The following is a 14393-nucleotide window of genomic DNA, read 5'->3' on the forward strand; positions in this document are numbered from 1 at the left end:
CAGCCGAATAGGGTAAAAAGCCGGTGCCGTTTCAGCGACCGGAGCGGCGCCCCAGCGGAACTCGCAGCACCGCGTCGGTGCCGACATCCGCTCCCGGATGCAGGCCGATCGAGCCGCCCAATTCCGCCGTCACCAGCGTGCGCACGATCTGCAGGCCGAGGCGGTCGGAGGATTCCAGGCTGAAGCCGGCGGGCAGACCCCGGCCGTCATCGCTGATGATCACATCCAGCCAGCGCGCCGAGCGCTCGGAACGGATTGTCACCGTGCCGTTTTCGCCCGAATCGAAGGCGTGCTCGATAGCGTTCTGCACCAGCTCGGTCAGCACCATCACCAGCGGAGTCGCGCGCTCGGCCGAGAAGACGCCCAGCGAGCCGGCGCGGCGCACCTTGATCCGCGTGGTGTGCACGGTGGCGACATCGGCCATGATCGGCAGCAGCCGGTCCACGACCTCGTCGAGATCGACCTCTTCGTCCACCGACATGGACAGCATTTCGTGTACGGAGGCAATGGAAGTCACGCGACGCACCGATTCGGTCAGCGCGACCTGCGCCTCCTCGTTCTCGGTGCGGCGGGCCTGCAGGCGCAGCAGCGCGGCCACCGTCTGCAGGTTGTTCTTCACCCGGTGATGAATCTCACGGATGGTCGCATCCTTGGACAACAGCGCGCGGTCGCGGCGCTTGACCTCGGTGACGTCGCGGACAAGCACTGCGGCACCGGCCAATTCGCCGTGCGGGCGCAGCACCAGGGTGCGCAGCAGCACGGTGGCGCCGCGCGCCTCGACCTCCATGCGGCGGCCGGTGCGCCCGGCCAGCGCGGCCTGGATGTCGCCGACCACTTCCTGGGCGTCGAACGGATCGGTGATCAGCGAGCGGGTGGTGACCGCGAGATCCTGTCCGGCCAGATCGCTCTGCAGACCCATCCGGTGATAGGCCGACAGCGCGTTCGGGCTGGCGTAGACCACGATGCCCGCGGTGTCGATCCGGATGAAACCGTCACCGGCGCGTGGACTGGAGTGCGTGGCCGCGCGGTCCTCGGTGGTCGGGAAGGTGCCCTCGGCGATCATCTGGCACAGGTCGTCGGCGCAGGCCACATAGGCCATCTCCAGCGTGCTGCGGACCCGGGAACGCTGCATGTCGGTGTCCCGGGACAGCACCGCGATCACGTCGTCGCCGCAGCGCACCGGAATGGCCTCGCGGATCGCGTGCACCGGATGCGGGTGATAGACGCCCGCCGCCTCGCCGTCGCTGTCCGCGCGCACGATCTTGCCGCTCAGCAGCGCGTCGAAGACCTGCGGATGATCGTTGGGGGTGGCGGTGGTGCCGACCTTGTCCTCGAGGTGCACGGTGGCCGCAGTGGTCGGGCGGCACTGCGCGACGCACACCACGTCGGCGCCGTCGGTGACCGGTCCGGCGCCGACCCAGAGCAGCAGGTCCGCGAAGGACAGATCGGCGAGCAACTGCCAATCGCCCACCACCCGTTGCAGATGGTCCACGGCGGTACCGGGGAGGTCGGTGTGTTCGGCGAGTAGCTCACTGAGGGTCGACACGTTGGATCTACGCTTCGATCAGGAGATCACGGCGATCAGATCGCCCGCCTGCAGGACCTGGCCCGGCTGCACCGCGACCTCGGTGACCTCACCCTCGACCTCGGTGAGCACGGGGATCTCCATCTTCATGGACTCGAGCAGGATGAGCGCCTGGTCGACGTGCACCTTGTCGCCGACCTTGACGTCGACGGTCAGGACAGTCGACACCATCTCCGCGCGCACTTCCTCGGCCATGGACACCCCATTCTTCGGTTCGGTCTGCAACTCGGAACAACCCTGCCGCTGAAGGTACAGCCAACCACACGTGAAAGAATGGCCTTCAATCAGAAGGGAGCCTACTCATGGGTAAGCGTGGACGTAAGAAGCGCAGCCGCAAGGGAAGCGCAGCCAACCACGGCAAGCGGCCCAACGCCTGAGGCGTAGCGCACGTGTGAAGAACACCGAGCGGCCCGCACTTCCAATGGAAGCGCGGGCCGCTCAATGCTTTGGTCTCAGGACTCTTTGGTCTCGATCTCGGTAATCGTGATCGACCGCCGGATCTCGATGGTCAGCCGGTCCCGCAGCGAATCGGGTGCCCGGTCGCCGCCGCATTTGCGGCTGAGCAGGCCCTTGACCTTCTCCTCGATGCCATAGGCCTCGATGCAGGGCGAGCAGTGATCCATGTGGTGCTGCAACCGAGCCCGGGTGGCGTCGTCACACTCACCGTCGAGCATCAGCCAGACATCGGCCAGCACGGCCCGGCAGTCGAGCTCCATGTCGTCACTCACTGCTTGACCTCCTGCCGTTCACCGCGGTTGAACCCGCGCTCGCGCGCCACGTCGGCGAGCAAACCCTTCAGTTGCTTGCGGCCGCGGTGCAGCCGGGACATCACGGTACCGATGGGGGTGCCCATGATGTCGGCGATCTCCTTGTACGGGAAACCTTCGACGTCGGCGTAGTACACCGCCATCCGGAACTCCTCGGGAAGCTCCTGCAGCGCCGCCTTGATGTCGTCGTCGGGCAGCGCGTCCAGCGCCTCCACCTCGGCCGAACGCAGGCCCGTCGAGGTGTGCTCGGCGGTGGCCGCGAGCTGCCAGTCGGAGATCTCGTCGGTCGGGTACTGCGCGGGCTGCCGCTGCTTCTTGCGGTAGGAGTTGATGTAGGTGTTGGTGAGGATCCGGTACAGCCACGCCCGCAGGTTGGTGCCCTCCCGGAAGCTCTTGAACCCTTGGAACGCCTTGACGAAGGTCTCCTGCACCAGGTCCTCGGCGTCGGCGGGGTTCCTGGTCATGCGCAGCGCGGCGCCATAGAGCTGGTCCAGCATCGGGAGCGCGTCGCGCTCGAACCGCTGTGCCAGTTCCGCCTCGTCGACTACAGCGGGGGCACTGTCGTCCACCACGTCATCGTCGCTCGTCACACCTGTCCCTTCGATAGCGGTACCTGCCAAATCTACCGGCACCGGCATATCGATCGGGAACTGCGTGTCCACGGGCGGGGCCCCGGTCCATACCGGACGTTCGTCGAGCAGTACGGGCACCGGATTCTCCTTACACGTCAACAACTGGCTGCTATGGCATGCAACAGGCACGGGCGTCCCGGTGTTCCCGGGCCACGAATTACAGTCACAGCCATGGCTGGAGCCTCGACACCGGCGATCCGCACCCTGACCAAGTCGGGGGTGGCGCATCGCGTGCACGCTTACACCCACGATCCGCGCTCGGATTCCTACGGCACCGAGGCGGTCGACGCGCTCGGCGCGGAACTCGGCGTGCAGCCGGGGCAGATCTTCAAGACCCTGGTGATCGAACTGTCCACCGGGACCCTCGCGGTGGCGGTGCTGCCGGTGCCGAATACGTTGTCGCTCAAGGCCGCCGCGGCCGCGCTCGGCGCGCCGAAGGCGACCATGGCGGACAAGACGAAGGCCGAGAAGACCACCGGCTACGTGCTCGGCGGAATCTCCCCGCTCGGCCAGCGCAAGCAGCTGCCGACCGTGGTGGACGAGTCGGCGCTGACGTGGGACCGGATGCTGTGCAGTGCGGGGCGGCGTGGGCTGGAGATCGAACTCGCGCCCGCTGACCTGGTTCGGTTGGCGGCGGCGGTGACCGCACCGATCACCGCCTGAGCGAAAACAGACCGTGTGGCATCCAACAGCTCGTCGCCGATCTGTGCGGTAATTAGGGCGATCGAGCTCCAGCTAGGTCCGATTCGTCCGACCCGAGGATGTGATGCTCATGAAGTCTCAGCACCGTCTCGTCTCCCGCTCGCTCGTCGCGGCACTGGGAGCTTTAGCTCTGACGCTCGGCCCGGTGTCCACCCTCCCGGCCGGCGCCGAACCTGTGGTCATCAACCCCGGCCAGCAGCCCGGCGCCCCCGGCAAGTCCGCTCCCGACGAGGGCGAGAAGAAGGCGGAGAAGGCCGAGAAGCTGGGCGGCGGACTGGTCACCAAGATGATCGATCTGGGCGCGGGCGTCATCAAGTGCGGTTTGAGTCTCGCCAGCGAATCGGTGCCCTGCAAACTCTGAACAAACACAGCACCGGCCGAGCGAATCAGAGCAATCTGATCTGCTCGGCCGTTTTCGTGCCACCCTCCAGGGGTTCGAGCAGCTCCGGGCCGTTGTTGCGCACGCTGTTCACCAGTTGCGAGACCGGCCGCGCCACGATCCCGGAGATCCGGTCGGGGGTGGGTGTCTCCAGCAGTTCGGCGGGGGCCGGATGGTCCGGATCCAGCCAGGCATCCCAGTGCTCACGCGGCATCGGCAGCGGCATCCGGTCGTGGATGCTGGTCAGATCGCCGATCGCGTCGGTGGTGAGGATGGTGCAGGACAGCAGCGGATCGCTGTCGGGCAGGGATTTATCCCGCCACACCGACCACAGACCGGCCATATAGAGCCGGGAACCGTCGGCGTTGGCCATGAAATAGGGCTGCTTGGCCACCTTGCCCTTCTTGCTGGCGTCCGGCTCGACGAGCCACTCGTACCAGCCGTCCATCGGGACCAGGCAGCGCCGGTATTTCACCGCGTCCCGGAACGAGGGCGTGGTGGCGGCCTTGTCGGCCCGGGCGTTGAACAGCGGTTTGCCCTTGGCGGGGACGCCGGGCTCGGCGACCTTGGTCCACAGCGGGATCAGGCCCCAGCGCATGCGGCGAATCCGCAGCTTCGGGTCGTCGTCGGGGTGGCCGTGGTCGTGGCGTTCCACCACGGTCAGCACCTGGGTGGTCGGCGCGACGTTGTAATTGGTGAAATTGTTTCCGCCCGAATCGTTTTCGCTTCCCGTCTCGTCCAGGGCGTCCAATTCCACGGCGAGCTTGCCGGGGTTCGTGGTGGTCGCATATCGTCCGCACATATCTCGATAGTCCCACCATCCCCTGACACTTTCCGGGGACAATTGAAGTTGACTGGTGACCTGGTGAGAGTTTTCGCATAACATCCTCTCATCGGATGGGGTGGATCACACCTCGTCCACTCCGGTGCGCGCACCGACCGGGCCGCCGCAGAGGTAAGAGGAGAGTTCCACCGTGACCACCACCGAGACCACCCCCGAAACGTTGCTGACGTCGGTCGATCCGGCCACCGGGGAGGTCATCGCCACTTACACCATCGACGACGAGGACGCGGTGCGCGCGGCCGTCGCCAAGGCCCGCACCGCCGCCACGACCTGGGGCGCTCTGACCTACGCCGAACGCCGGAAGTACCTGCAGCGCTGGGAATCCCAGCTCGTGACGGACTCCGAGGAGTTCTGCACCCTGATCCACCGGGAGAACGGCAAGCCGCTCGACGACGCCTTCCTGGAGTTGATGCTGGCGCTCGAGCACATCGCCTGGGCCGCCAAGAACGTCAAGAAGGTCCTCGGCCCGAAGAAGGTCTCCCCCGGCCCGCTGATGGCGAACTTCTCCGCCCGGATCGAGCACCGCCCGCTCGGTGTGGTCGGCGTGATCGGGCCGTGGAACTACCCGGTCTACACCCCCAACGGCTCCATCGGTTACGCGCTCGCCGCGGGCAACACCGTGGTGTTCAAGCCGAGCGAGTACTCCACCGGCATCGGCAACTTCCTCACCGCAGCGTTCAAGAAGGCCAATCCGGAACTGCCCGAAGGCATTTTCGAGACCGTCAACGGATACGGCGAGACCGGGGCCGCGCTGGTCCGCGCGGGCGTCGACAAGATCGCCTTCACCGGTTCCACCGCGACCGCCAAGAAGATCATGGCGGCTGCCGCCGACACCCTGACTCCGGTGCTGCTGGAAGCCGGCGGCAAGGACGCGGTGATCGTCGCGGGTGACGCCGATGTGAAGGCCGCCGCCGACGCGGTCGCCTGGGGCGCCACTTCTAATAGCGGCCAGACCTGCGCCGGTGTGGAGCGGGTGTACGTGGACCGTTCGGTGCGTGAGGAATTCGTCGCCGAGGTCAAGCGGATCCTGTCCGAGGTGAAGCCGGGCTCCGGCGCCAAGTCGCACTACGGCCCGATGACCATGCCGAGCCAGATCGATATCGTGCGCCGCCACATCGAGGACGCGCTGAAGAAGGGCGGCACCGCGGTGCTGGGCGGCCCGGAGTCGGTCAAGGGTCCTTTCATCGAGCCGGTCGTGCTGGTCGACGTGGACGAGGACTCCGAGGCAGTCGCCGAGGAAACCTTCGGCCCCACCGTCACCATCAAGACCGTCGACGGTGTCGACGAGGCGGTGGAGCTGGCCAACAAGTCCAAGTACGGGCTGTCCTCGGCGGTCTACTCCAAGAAGAACGGCCTGGAGATCGCGCGCCGCCTGCGCGTGGGCGCCACCTCGGTGAACTCGGTGCTGGCCTTCGCCGCCATCCCCGGCCTGCCCTTCGGCGGCGTCGGCGATTCCGGTATCGGCCGCATCCACGGCGAGCCCGGCCTGCGCGAATTCGCCCGCCCGCACTCGATCGCGGTGCAGCGCTTCGCGATTCCGGGCATGGCCCTTTTGTCCTATTCCCGCAGCGACTCCACCATGAACCTGCTCCGCAAGATGGTCCCGTTCCTGCACGGACGCCACAAGTAAGGGGGTCGGCAGGGCGGCACCTCGCTACGCTCGGCTTTCGCCCTGCCGACCGGAGTTCGGATGGGCACCGGGGGCGCTTCGCTTCCCCGGTGCCGCACTGCTTCGGGCTTGCCTCGCTGCGCTCGGCGTTCACCCTGAGGTGCTGGATCCCTGGACCGCCCGCGTGTCGGTGGGTTGTATGGGCGAAGATGGACCTGTGACTTATTGGCAAGCGCCCCATGTCGATGTTCCCGTCCACGCCACCGTTACCCTGCCCGGATCGAAATCGATCACCAATCGGGCATTGATTCTGGCGGCTTTGGCCGACGGTCCCTCGACGATCACCGGGGCGCTGCGCAGTCGCGACACCAATCTGATGATCGAGGCGCTGCGGGCCATGGGCACGCGCATCGAAGGCGAGGGCGACACCGTCACCGTGACCCCCGCCGCGCTCGGTACCGGGTCCGTCGACTGCGGGCTGGCCGGCACGGTCATGCGCTTCCTTCCCCCGGCCGCCACGCTGGCCGCCGGGGACGTGGCCTTCGACGGTGACGCGCAGGCCCGGGCCCGTCCGCTGCGCACCATCCTCGACGCGCTGCGCGGGCTCGGCGCCGAGATCGACGGCGACACCCTGCCCTTCACCGTGCACGGCAAGGGCGCGCTGCGCGGCGGCGCCGTCACCATCGACGCGTCCGGTTCCTCGCAGTTCGTCTCCGGGCTGCTGCTTTCCGGCGCGCGTTTCGACCAGGGTCTCACCGTGCATCACGACGGCAAGGCGCTGCCGTCCATGCCGCATATCGAGATGACGGTGGAGATGCTGCGGCGCGCCGACGTGTCGGTGGAGGCGCCGGCCGATAGCCGCAAGGCGCAGACTTGGACGGTGCACCCCGGCCCGATCCGCGCGGTCGACTGGGAAGTCGAACCGGACCTGTCGAACGCGACGCCCTTCCTGGCCGCCGCGGCGATCACCGGCGGCGCGGTAAGCATTCCGCACTGGCCACGGATCACCACCCAGCCGGGCGATGTCATCCGGGAGATCCTGGTGCGGATGGGTGCGGAGGCGGGCAACGTCGACGGCATCCTCACCGTGCACGGGCCGGACCGCCTCGCGGGCATCGATATCGATCTGCACGACGTCGGCGAGCTCACCCCCACCGTGGCCGCCCTCGCCGCGCTCGCCGAGTCCCCGTCCGTGCTGCGCGGCATCGCGCATCTGCGCGGGCACGAGACCGACCGGCTGGCGGCGCTGTCCACCGAGATCAACCGGCTCGGCGGCAAGGTCACCGAAACCGAGGACGGGCTCGAGATCGTCCCGGCCGAATTGCACGGCGGCCGTTGGCATTCCTACGCCGACCACCGGATGGCGACCGCGGGCGCGATCCTCGGCCTGAAGGTGCCCGGCATCGAGATCGAGGACATCGGCACCACCGCGAAGACGCTGCCCGGCTTCGTGGAGCTGTGGGAGCAGATGCTCGCGCCTAGCGGAGTGTCGAACTGAGCAGGGGGCGTAGCTCTTCGAGCTACGACGAAACCGATGTCCGGGTTCGTCCTGGTAAGAGCACCCGTCCGCGCACGAAAACCCGTCCGCAGCACAATGACGCGGAAGCCGCGATGGTGGTCTCGGTGGACCGCGGCCGCTGGGGTTGCGTGCTCGGCGGCGATCCGGAACGGCTGATCGTGGCGATGCGGGCCCGCGAGCTGGGCCGCACCCCGATCGTGGTGGGCGATCAGGTGGACGTGGTCGGTGACCTGTCCGGCAAGCCCGACAGCCTGGCGCGCATCGTGCGGGTCGCCGATCGCCGAACGGTGTTGCGCCGCACCGCCGATGACACCGATCCGTTCGAGCGCATCGTGGTCGGCAACGCCGAGCAGCTGTTCATCGTGGTCGCCCTCGCCGACCCGCCGCCGCGCACCGGTTTCGTGGAGCGCGCCATGGTCGCCGCGTATGCCGGTGGGCTGCGCCCGATTCTGTGCCTGACCAAGCACGATCTGGTCGCCGAATCCGATTTCGCCACCGCCTTCGATGATCTCGACCTCACCATCGTCTACGGCGGCGTCGACGATCCGCTGGAACCGGTCAACGCCCTGCTCGACAACAAGCTGACCGCCTTCATCGGCCACTCCGGCGTCGGCAAGTCCACCTTGGTGAATCGTCTTGTCCCCGACGCGGATCGGGCCGTCGGCATCGTCTCCGGTGTCGGCAAGGGCCGCCACACCTCCACCCAATCCGTCGCCCTGCCGCTACCGGCGGGCGGCTGGGTCATCGACACCCCCGGCGTCCGTTCCTTCGGCCTGGCCCACATCACCCCCGACGATGTCATCGCCGCCTTCACCGACCTCGCCGCAGCCATCCAGGACTGCCCCCGCGGCTGCACCCACCTCGGCCCACCTATCGACCCCGAATGCGCCCTGGACCTGTTGCCCGGCAAGGAACGCCGGGTCGCCGCCATCCGCATGCTGCTGACCGCCATCGATTCCAACGACCCGTGGTTCCGCACCCACACCTAGTCCTAATGCGAACCTGGGGCGAACGGCCATTCCTCGAACCAGGTGCACCGCCCGACGGAGTCGAAGCACAGAATCCAGATGTCGCGCCACCGCGCGGGATCATCTCGCTCGTACTCGACCTCCACCCGGATCACGGCCGTATCCCCCTCGACCGCAACAACTTCGGCTTCCATCCGGAACGCCTCGTCGGGCCCGTCGCGCCCCTGCTCCCAGAATTCGGCCAGCGCGTCGAGCCCATCGATCGGCTCCGCCCACGGAGACACCAGGTACCCGACCCCGGGCGCGAATAGCCCGTCGAGCGATTCCGTGCCTGGCGTACGCCAGGCACGCTCGTATTCTTCGACCCAAGCCTGCACGGCAGCGCGGTCCACGGGCACAAAGTACCGGATCCGGGGGCCTGACAAAGGGATTGCCGCGACGAAGAATGTGCGGTTCCATTGCGGACATCAGTCGCTAGGGAGAGCAGGGTCTGTGCGCGAAGAATTGACTCCGGAGCTGGCCGAGACCATCGCAGAGGCGTTCGCGAAAAGGGATCGGGAGCATATGCAGCCGACGATCGACTTCTTCGAGAAGTTGCTCGCGGAGCATCCGGGCAACCCGTATGTGCTGTACGAGGTCGGCGGCTCGTATGACACTGCGGGACAAGAGAAGAAGGCGATCGAGTACTACGAGCAGGCGCTGCCCGGGCTGAGCGGCGACACCAAGCGGCGCTGCCTGTTGCAGTACGGGAGCTCACTGCGCAATCTCGAGCGGTACGACGAGTCGATGCAGGTGCTGCAGCAGGCTTGCGCCGAGTTTCCGGATTCCGAATCGCTCCGGGTCTTCGTCGCGCTGACCTTGCATGCGTCCGGCCGCTCCGACCAAGCCATGGCCACGCTGCTGCGGCTGGTGGTCGATCGCCTCGACACCCCGGAGATCAAGCGCTATGAACCAGGGCTTCGTGGGTACGCGGACGACCTGGCCGGCGGAGCGTCCTGAGCGCCGAAGGTTTCTCGATGGATCGCCTCCGCTAGCGGGCGGCCGGTGCGCCAGCCGAAGCGTTCCAGGTCGGGGACTTCCTGGAATTCGTGGACCGGGCCGACGCAGAGCCAGGCGACGAGCTGGAGGTGCTCGGGCAGGTCGACGAGGTCGGTGAGGAACTCCGGGTCGTAGAAGGAGACCCAGCCGACGCCGATTCCTTCGGCGGTCGCCGCGAGCCAGAGGTTCTGGATGGCGAGAACCGCTGAGTAGACGCCGGTTTCGGGGACCGTGGCGCGGCCGAGGACCTGTGGGCCGCCGCGGTCGTGCCGGTAGGTGACGACGATGCCGGTGCCGGACTCGGTGATGCCCTCGATCTTGATGGGGTCGAAGGTGGCGGCGCGGTCCGGCGGGAGGGAGTCGTGGAACTCGACGCGCTTGCTCGCGACGTGGTCGGCGAACGTGCGCAGGGTCGCCGGGTCCCGCACCACGATGAAGTCCCACGGCTGCGAGTTCCCGACGCTGGGCGCGCGGTGGGCGGCATCGAGAATCCGCAGCAGGGTGGCCTCGTCCACCGGTTCGCCGGTGAACTCGGCGCGCACGTCGCGCCGCCGCCGGATGACCTCGTACAACTCCTGAGCACTCACCGGTCCAGTCAAGCAGTGGCAAGGCGGAAACCGGCGCCCGGGCCGCCCCGGCGATCGAGGTCGGCGAGGATGGCGGTCATCGCGGTGCCCGCACCGGTCACCCACTGGGTGGCGATCAGGGCATCACCCGCGACGACGGGCGAACCGGAGTCGCCCGCGCCTTCGGCGATGGTGTTCACGATGTAGGGGCCGCTGGTGCGGAGCATGACTCCGCAGGTGAGGCCGGTGGTGATGCCCTGTTTGCACACGTGCGCACCCGGCGGCGGGGGCGGGGCGATACGCCGGATCGGAACACCCGCGATCGTCGGCGCCGCGACGACCTTGTCTCGATCGAAGACGATGACCGCGTAGTCCAGCCCGATACCGTTGGGGCCCGGGATGATCGGATTGCCGCCGCTGATGTGTGCCACCCGCCCGATCGCCTCCCGCTGCCCGGCCGCGACCGCGACCGCCGAGTGCGCCAGCACCTCGTCACCGGGCCACTGGTGGCCGTCATCGTCATAAACGCAGTGGGCGTTGGTGATTCCGATGAGGTTGTCCATCGCGTCGTAGCCGACGGCGGTGAGTGTGCAGGCGTGGAACCGCCGCGCCTCGGCCATCGGCACCCCGTGCGGCAACGCGACACCCATACCCCCGCCGAGCGGTAGCGGGCGCGGCGTGGCAGTCGCGAGCTGTCCGGGCCCCGAGAACACGGCCACGCCACCCAGCGCCAGCACCAGGGCACATCTCCGGAAACCGGCCATAGCCAGGCACTTTAAGCATCAGGCCGGTGCTGCCGACGGAACACCACGGTCGGCGGGCGAGTCGCGGCGGCCGCTCGGGCCGACGAAACAAAAATCGGGAGCCCAGCTCAGCTGGGCTCCCGATTCGGAGTGTTTGGTGCTAGCCGACCGAAACCGGCTCGCGGCGGGTGATCCGTCTGCGGCCTTCCTTCAGCGCCGTGCGTAGGCCGACGCGCTTACCGGTGGCCGGGTCGATCAGCGCGGAGCCGCCGAAGGCCTTCTCCGACTTGGTCTCCGGGGCATCGTCGGTGCCGCGGCGCAGGTACTTGTTGGGCAGCGACAGCTTCATGATGGTGCGCCACGACTTGAAGTACTGCACCGGCAGCGAACCGGTGGTGTAGGGCAGGTCGTACTTCTCGCACATGGCCCGCACCCGCACCGCGATGCCGGCCAGATGGTTGGACGGCAGGTCGGGGAAGAGGTGGTGTTCGATCTGGTGGCTGAGGTTGCCGGTCATGAAGTGCAGGACCTTGCCGCCGGAGATGTTGGCGCTGCCCAGCATCTGGCGCAGGTACCACTCGCCCTGGGTCTCGGTCAGCACATCGCCCTTGGTGAACTTCTCCGCGCCGTCGGGGAAGTGGCCGCAGAAGATGACGGCGTTGGTCCAGACGTTGCGCATCACGTTGGCGGCCAGGTTCGCGGTCAGCGTGCCGAAGAACGCGGGACCGGTGAGCAGCGGGAAGATCAGGTAGTCCTTGGCGGCCTGCTTGCCGATCTTCTTCAGCACCAGCTTGCGGTCTTCCTCGAACTGGATCCGCTCCGGGCTGCCGGGCGCCCACTTCTTCTTGGCGACCTTGCCGAGCTCCAGATGCTGGATGGCGACGCCGTATTCGAAGAACATCTGCAGCAGCAGGTTGTACACCGGCTGGCCCAGGTAGAACGGGGACCAGCGCTGATCGCGGGTGACGCGCAGCAGGCCGTAGCCGATGTCGTCGTCCATGCCGAGCACGTTGGTGTACTTGTGGTGCAGGAAGTTGTGGGTGATCTTCCAGTGCTCGGACGGGCCCGCGTTGTCCCATTCCCAGTTGGTGGAGTGGATTTCCGGATCGTTCATCCAGTCCCACTGGCCGTGCATGACGTTGTGGCCGATCTCCATGTTCTCGATGATCTTGGCCGTGCCGAGCAGCGCGGCGCCCGCGACCCAGGCCGGCGGGAACAGACTGAAGAACAGGACACCGCGGCCGCTGATTTCCAGAGCACGCTGGAGCCGGATCACGTTGCGAATGTAGCGGGCATCGCTTTCACCACGTGCGGACTCGACCTCACGGCGGATGGCATCGAGTTCGGCCCCGATTGCTTCGACATCCTCCGGGGTGAGGTGTGCGTATTCCTTGACATCCGAGATCGCCATGCCGGTTACAGTACCGTAAGTTACGTGACCGTAGGTTGTGAGATTCGAGCTGAAAGTGTGGCAAATCCCGCATTGAAATCGTGACGGAACGATGCTAAGCCGTTACCCGAATCGGCGTGTCGCCTTAGCCCAGAACGGCTTGTGCCGCAACGTTTCCTGCTCGTGGCGGGCCCGCTCCTGCAGTGCCACACCGGCTTCGCGCAGCATCTGCTTCTCCTGGCGCGCTTTCTCCTTCAGCGCGCGCCGGGCCTCACGCAGAACTTCCTTCTCGTGCTTGGCTTTCGCCTTCAGCACGACCCTCGCCTCCTGCATCGCCGAGCGCAGGCCGTAGCGCTGCCCGGTCGCGGGATCGACGGGGATGATGTGGGTGTCGTGCCACGTCTCCTGCATCTGCGCCGCGGTAGGTAGCGAAGGCAGGGTGATGCCCGCGAACTTGCGCTCCGAGGACGTTTCCGGGGCATCGTCGGCGGTGCGCTTGAGGAACTTGTCCGGCAGCGCGAGCTTGTGGATGGTGCGGAACGCGAGCAGGTACTGCTTGCCCAGCGAGCCGGTGGTGTAGGGCAGGTCGTACTTGTCGCACAGTTCACGAACCTTGACCGCGACCTCGGCGTACCGGTTGCTCGGCAGATCCGGGAACAGGTGATGCTCGATCTGGTAGCACAGGTTGCCGCTCATGAACGCCATCGCGGGCCCGGCCTTGAAGTTGGCGCTGCCCAGCATCTGGCGCAGGTACCACTCGCCGCTGGTCTCACCATCGAGCTGCTCGACGGTGAACTTCTCGGCGCCGTCGGGGAAATGGCCGCAGAAGATCACCGCGTAGGCCCACAGGTTGCGGGCCAGGTTGGCGGTGGCGTTGGCCTTCAGCGTCGACTTCCACGCCGGCCCGGTGAGCGCCGGATAGAACACGAAGTCCTTGGCGACCTGGCGGGCCGCTTTGCGCGCGAACTCCTTGTTCGGCTCGGAGTTCCACTTCTTGGGGTGACCGGAGAGTTCCTTCTCGGCATCCCAGTCGTGCAGCGCGATGCCCCACTCGAAGGTGGCGGCCAGGATCAGGTTGGCGACAGGCTGCACCAGATGCACGCGGCGCCAAGGCTCGTCACGAGTCATCCGCAGGATGCCGAAGCCGAGGTCCTCGTCCTTGCCGAGCACGTTGGTGTAGGTGTGATGGGAGTAGTTGTGCGCGCGCCGCCACTGCGACGACGGACCCGTCTGATCCCACTCCCAGTTGGTGGAGTGGATCTCCGGATCGTTCATCCAGTCCCACTGCCCGTGGCTGATGTTGTGCCCGAGCTCCATGTTCTCGACGATCTTGGCGACCGACAGCAGCGCGGTACCGGTGAGCCAGGCCCACCGATTGCGACTGCCGAAAAGGATTGCGCGTCCGGCCACTTCCAGGCCGCGCTGCGCGGCGATGGTGCGGCGGATGTACTTCGCGTCACGTTCGCCGCGCGACAGCTCGACGGAACGTCGAATCGCATCGAGCTCTTGGCCCAGCATCTCGATATCGGCTTCGGTGAGGTGCGCGAATGCCTTGATGTCGGTGATTGCCACCCGGGTCCCTTCGTCGGCTCGAACTCAGCCCGAGCTTACCTGTGTCCACCCACCCCGCAGCTGCGCTGCTGCCCCATTT

At 67.0% G+C, this 14393-nt stretch carries 17 protein-coding genes; 7 read left to right on the forward strand and 10 right to left on the reverse strand.

Annotation, left to right across the window (positions count from 1 at the left end; all coding sequences use genetic code 11):
* Window positions 1-31 precede the first annotated feature (31 nt).
* Both IBX22_RS10880 and IBX22_RS10885 read right to left on the reverse strand, forming a co-directional pair.
* A complete protein-coding gene (locus tag IBX22_RS10880) occupies window positions 32-1546 on the reverse strand; it encodes a sensor histidine kinase (protein ID WP_194815161.1) in 1515 nt (504 codons plus the stop codon).
* An 18-nt stretch (window positions 1547-1564) separates the two neighbouring features.
* On the reverse strand, window positions 1565-1780 hold the full coding sequence (locus tag IBX22_RS10885; protein ID WP_194815162.1) for a biotin/lipoyl-binding carrier protein: 216 nt from the start codon (window positions 1778-1780) through the stop codon (window positions 1565-1567).
* A 107-nt stretch (window positions 1781-1887) separates the two neighbouring features.
* On the opposite strand from IBX22_RS10885, the gene IBX22_RS38525 reads away from it, so the two are divergent.
* Entirely contained in the window at window positions 1888-1962 is a 75-nt protein-coding gene (locus IBX22_RS38525; RefSeq protein WP_095887907.1) for a 50S ribosomal protein bL37, read from the forward strand.
* A gap of 75 nt (window positions 1963-2037) precedes the next feature.
* Here the strand turns inward: IBX22_RS38525 and rsrA are convergent, their stop codons facing one another.
* Window positions 2038-2301, reverse strand: a complete 264-nt coding sequence (gene rsrA, locus IBX22_RS10890; protein ID WP_194815741.1) for a mycothiol system anti-sigma-R factor — start codon at window positions 2299-2301, stop codon at window positions 2038-2040.
* An 8-nt stretch (window positions 2302-2309) separates the two neighbouring features.
* The gene (locus tag IBX22_RS10895) at window positions 2310-2990 is read right to left on the reverse strand and encodes a sigma-70 family RNA polymerase sigma factor (protein ID WP_228538724.1); all 681 of its coding nucleotides are present in this window, start codon (window positions 2988-2990) and stop codon (window positions 2310-2312) included.
* Between the two features lie 165 nt (window positions 2991-3155).
* Here IBX22_RS10895 and ybaK point away from each other — a divergent pair, with 165 nt between their 5' ends.
* Both ybaK and IBX22_RS10905 read left to right on the forward strand, forming a co-directional pair.
* Window positions 3156-3647, forward strand: coding sequence for a Cys-tRNA(Pro) deacylase (gene ybaK, locus IBX22_RS10900; RefSeq protein ID WP_194815163.1), 492 nt, complete (start codon window positions 3156-3158; stop codon window positions 3645-3647).
* Between the two features lie 109 nt (window positions 3648-3756).
* On the forward strand, window positions 3757-4047 hold the full coding sequence (locus IBX22_RS10905) for a hypothetical protein (RefSeq protein WP_194815164.1): 291 nt from the start codon (window positions 3757-3759) through the stop codon (window positions 4045-4047).
* 25 nt (window positions 4048-4072) lie between these two features.
* On the opposite strand, the gene IBX22_RS10910 is transcribed toward IBX22_RS10905, so the two are convergent.
* Entirely contained in the window at window positions 4073-4867 is a 795-nt protein-coding gene (locus IBX22_RS10910) for an SOS response-associated peptidase (RefSeq protein WP_194815165.1), read from the reverse strand.
* 172 nt (window positions 4868-5039) lie between these two features.
* On the opposite strand from IBX22_RS10910, the gene IBX22_RS10915 reads away from it, so the two are divergent.
* The 3 genes from IBX22_RS10915 (at window position 5040) to rsgA (ending at window position 9026) form a co-directional block, all read left to right on the forward strand.
* Window positions 5040-6539, forward strand: a complete 1500-nt coding sequence (locus tag IBX22_RS10915) for an aldehyde dehydrogenase family protein (protein ID WP_194815166.1) — start codon at window positions 5040-5042, stop codon at window positions 6537-6539.
* 178 nt (window positions 6540-6717) lie between these two features.
* Window positions 6718-8016 carry a 3-phosphoshikimate 1-carboxyvinyltransferase gene (gene aroA, locus IBX22_RS10920; protein WP_194815167.1) on the forward strand — a complete coding sequence of 433 codons (1299 nt, stop codon included), beginning with the start codon at window positions 6718-6720 and terminating at the stop codon, window positions 8014-8016.
* 113 nt (window positions 8017-8129) lie between these two features.
* Window positions 8130-9026, forward strand: a complete 897-nt coding sequence (rsgA, locus tag IBX22_RS10925) for a ribosome small subunit-dependent GTPase A (RefSeq protein WP_194815168.1) — start codon at window positions 8130-8132, stop codon at window positions 9024-9026.
* A 2-nt stretch (window positions 9027-9028) separates the two neighbouring features.
* On the opposite strand, the gene IBX22_RS10930 is transcribed toward rsgA, so the two are convergent.
* The gene (locus IBX22_RS10930; protein ID WP_309234528.1) at window positions 9029-9397 is read right to left on the reverse strand and encodes a nuclear transport factor 2 family protein; all 369 of its coding nucleotides are present in this window, start codon (window positions 9395-9397) and stop codon (window positions 9029-9031) included.
* 100 nt (window positions 9398-9497) lie between these two features.
* Here IBX22_RS10930 and IBX22_RS10935 point away from each other — a divergent pair, with 100 nt between their 5' ends.
* Window positions 9498-10004, forward strand: a complete 507-nt coding sequence (locus IBX22_RS10935) for a tetratricopeptide repeat protein (RefSeq protein ID WP_309234529.1) — start codon at window positions 9498-9500, stop codon at window positions 10002-10004.
* Here IBX22_RS10935 and bluB read toward each other — a convergent pair.
* From bluB to IBX22_RS10955, 4 genes are all read right to left on the reverse strand, one after another.
* Window positions 9950-10642 carry a 5,6-dimethylbenzimidazole synthase gene (bluB, locus tag IBX22_RS10940; protein ID WP_194815169.1) on the reverse strand — a complete coding sequence of 231 codons (693 nt, stop codon included), beginning with the start codon at window positions 10640-10642 and terminating at the stop codon, window positions 9950-9952. The genes IBX22_RS10935 and bluB overlap by 55 nt on opposite strands.
* Entirely contained in the window at window positions 10639-11373 is a 735-nt protein-coding gene (locus IBX22_RS10945) for a peptidase S1 (protein WP_194815170.1), read from the reverse strand. The genes bluB and IBX22_RS10945 overlap by 4 nt, the downstream gene beginning before the upstream one ends.
* Window positions 11374-11512: 139 nt before the next feature.
* Entirely contained in the window at window positions 11513-12763 is a 1251-nt protein-coding gene (locus IBX22_RS10950) for an acyl-CoA desaturase (RefSeq protein WP_194815171.1), read from the reverse strand.
* Window positions 12764-12865: 102 nt separating this feature from the next.
* Window positions 12866-14314: a fatty acid desaturase gene (locus IBX22_RS10955; protein ID WP_194815172.1), complete on the reverse strand. Its 1449-nt coding sequence runs from the start codon at window positions 14312-14314 to the stop codon at window positions 12866-12868.
* Between the last annotated feature and the right edge of the window lie 79 nt (window positions 14315-14393).

Source organism: Nocardia sp. XZ_19_385, from assembly GCF_015355755.1.
Lineage (GTDB): Bacteria > Actinomycetota > Actinomycetes > Mycobacteriales > Mycobacteriaceae > Nocardia.

Excerpts from the sequence above, each read along its gene's own strand:
- IBX22_RS10885 (WP_194815162.1), bottom strand. The coding sequence starts at position 1,780 with ATGGCCGAGGAAGTGCGCGCGGAGATGGTGTCGACTGTCCTGACCGTC.
- rsrA (WP_194815741.1), bottom strand. The coding sequence starts at position 2,301 with ATGGAGCTCGACTGCCGGGCCGTGCTGGCCGATGTCTGGCTGATGCTC.
- IBX22_RS10895 (WP_228538724.1), bottom strand. The coding sequence starts at position 2,990 with ATGCCGGTGCCGGTAGATTTGGCAGGTACCGCTATCGAAGGGACAGGT.
- ybaK (WP_194815163.1), top strand. The coding sequence starts at position 3,156 with ATGGCTGGAGCCTCGACACCGGCGATCCGCACCCTGACCAAGTCGGGG.
- IBX22_RS10905 (WP_194815164.1), top strand. The coding sequence starts at position 3,757 with ATGAAGTCTCAGCACCGTCTCGTCTCCCGCTCGCTCGTCGCGGCACTG.
- IBX22_RS10910 (WP_194815165.1), bottom strand. The coding sequence starts at position 4,867 with ATGTGCGGACGATATGCGACCACCACGAACCCCGGCAAGCTCGCCGTG.
- aroA (WP_194815167.1), top strand. The coding sequence starts at position 6,718 with ATGGGCGAAGATGGACCTGTGACTTATTGGCAAGCGCCCCATGTCGAT.
- rsgA (WP_194815168.1), top strand. The coding sequence starts at position 8,130 with ATGGTGGTCTCGGTGGACCGCGGCCGCTGGGGTTGCGTGCTCGGCGGC.
- IBX22_RS10945 (WP_194815170.1), bottom strand. The coding sequence starts at position 11,373 with ATGGCCGGTTTCCGGAGATGTGCCCTGGTGCTGGCGCTGGGTGGCGTG.
- IBX22_RS10950 (WP_194815171.1), bottom strand. The coding sequence starts at position 12,763 with ATGGCGATCTCGGATGTCAAGGAATACGCACACCTCACCCCGGAGGAT.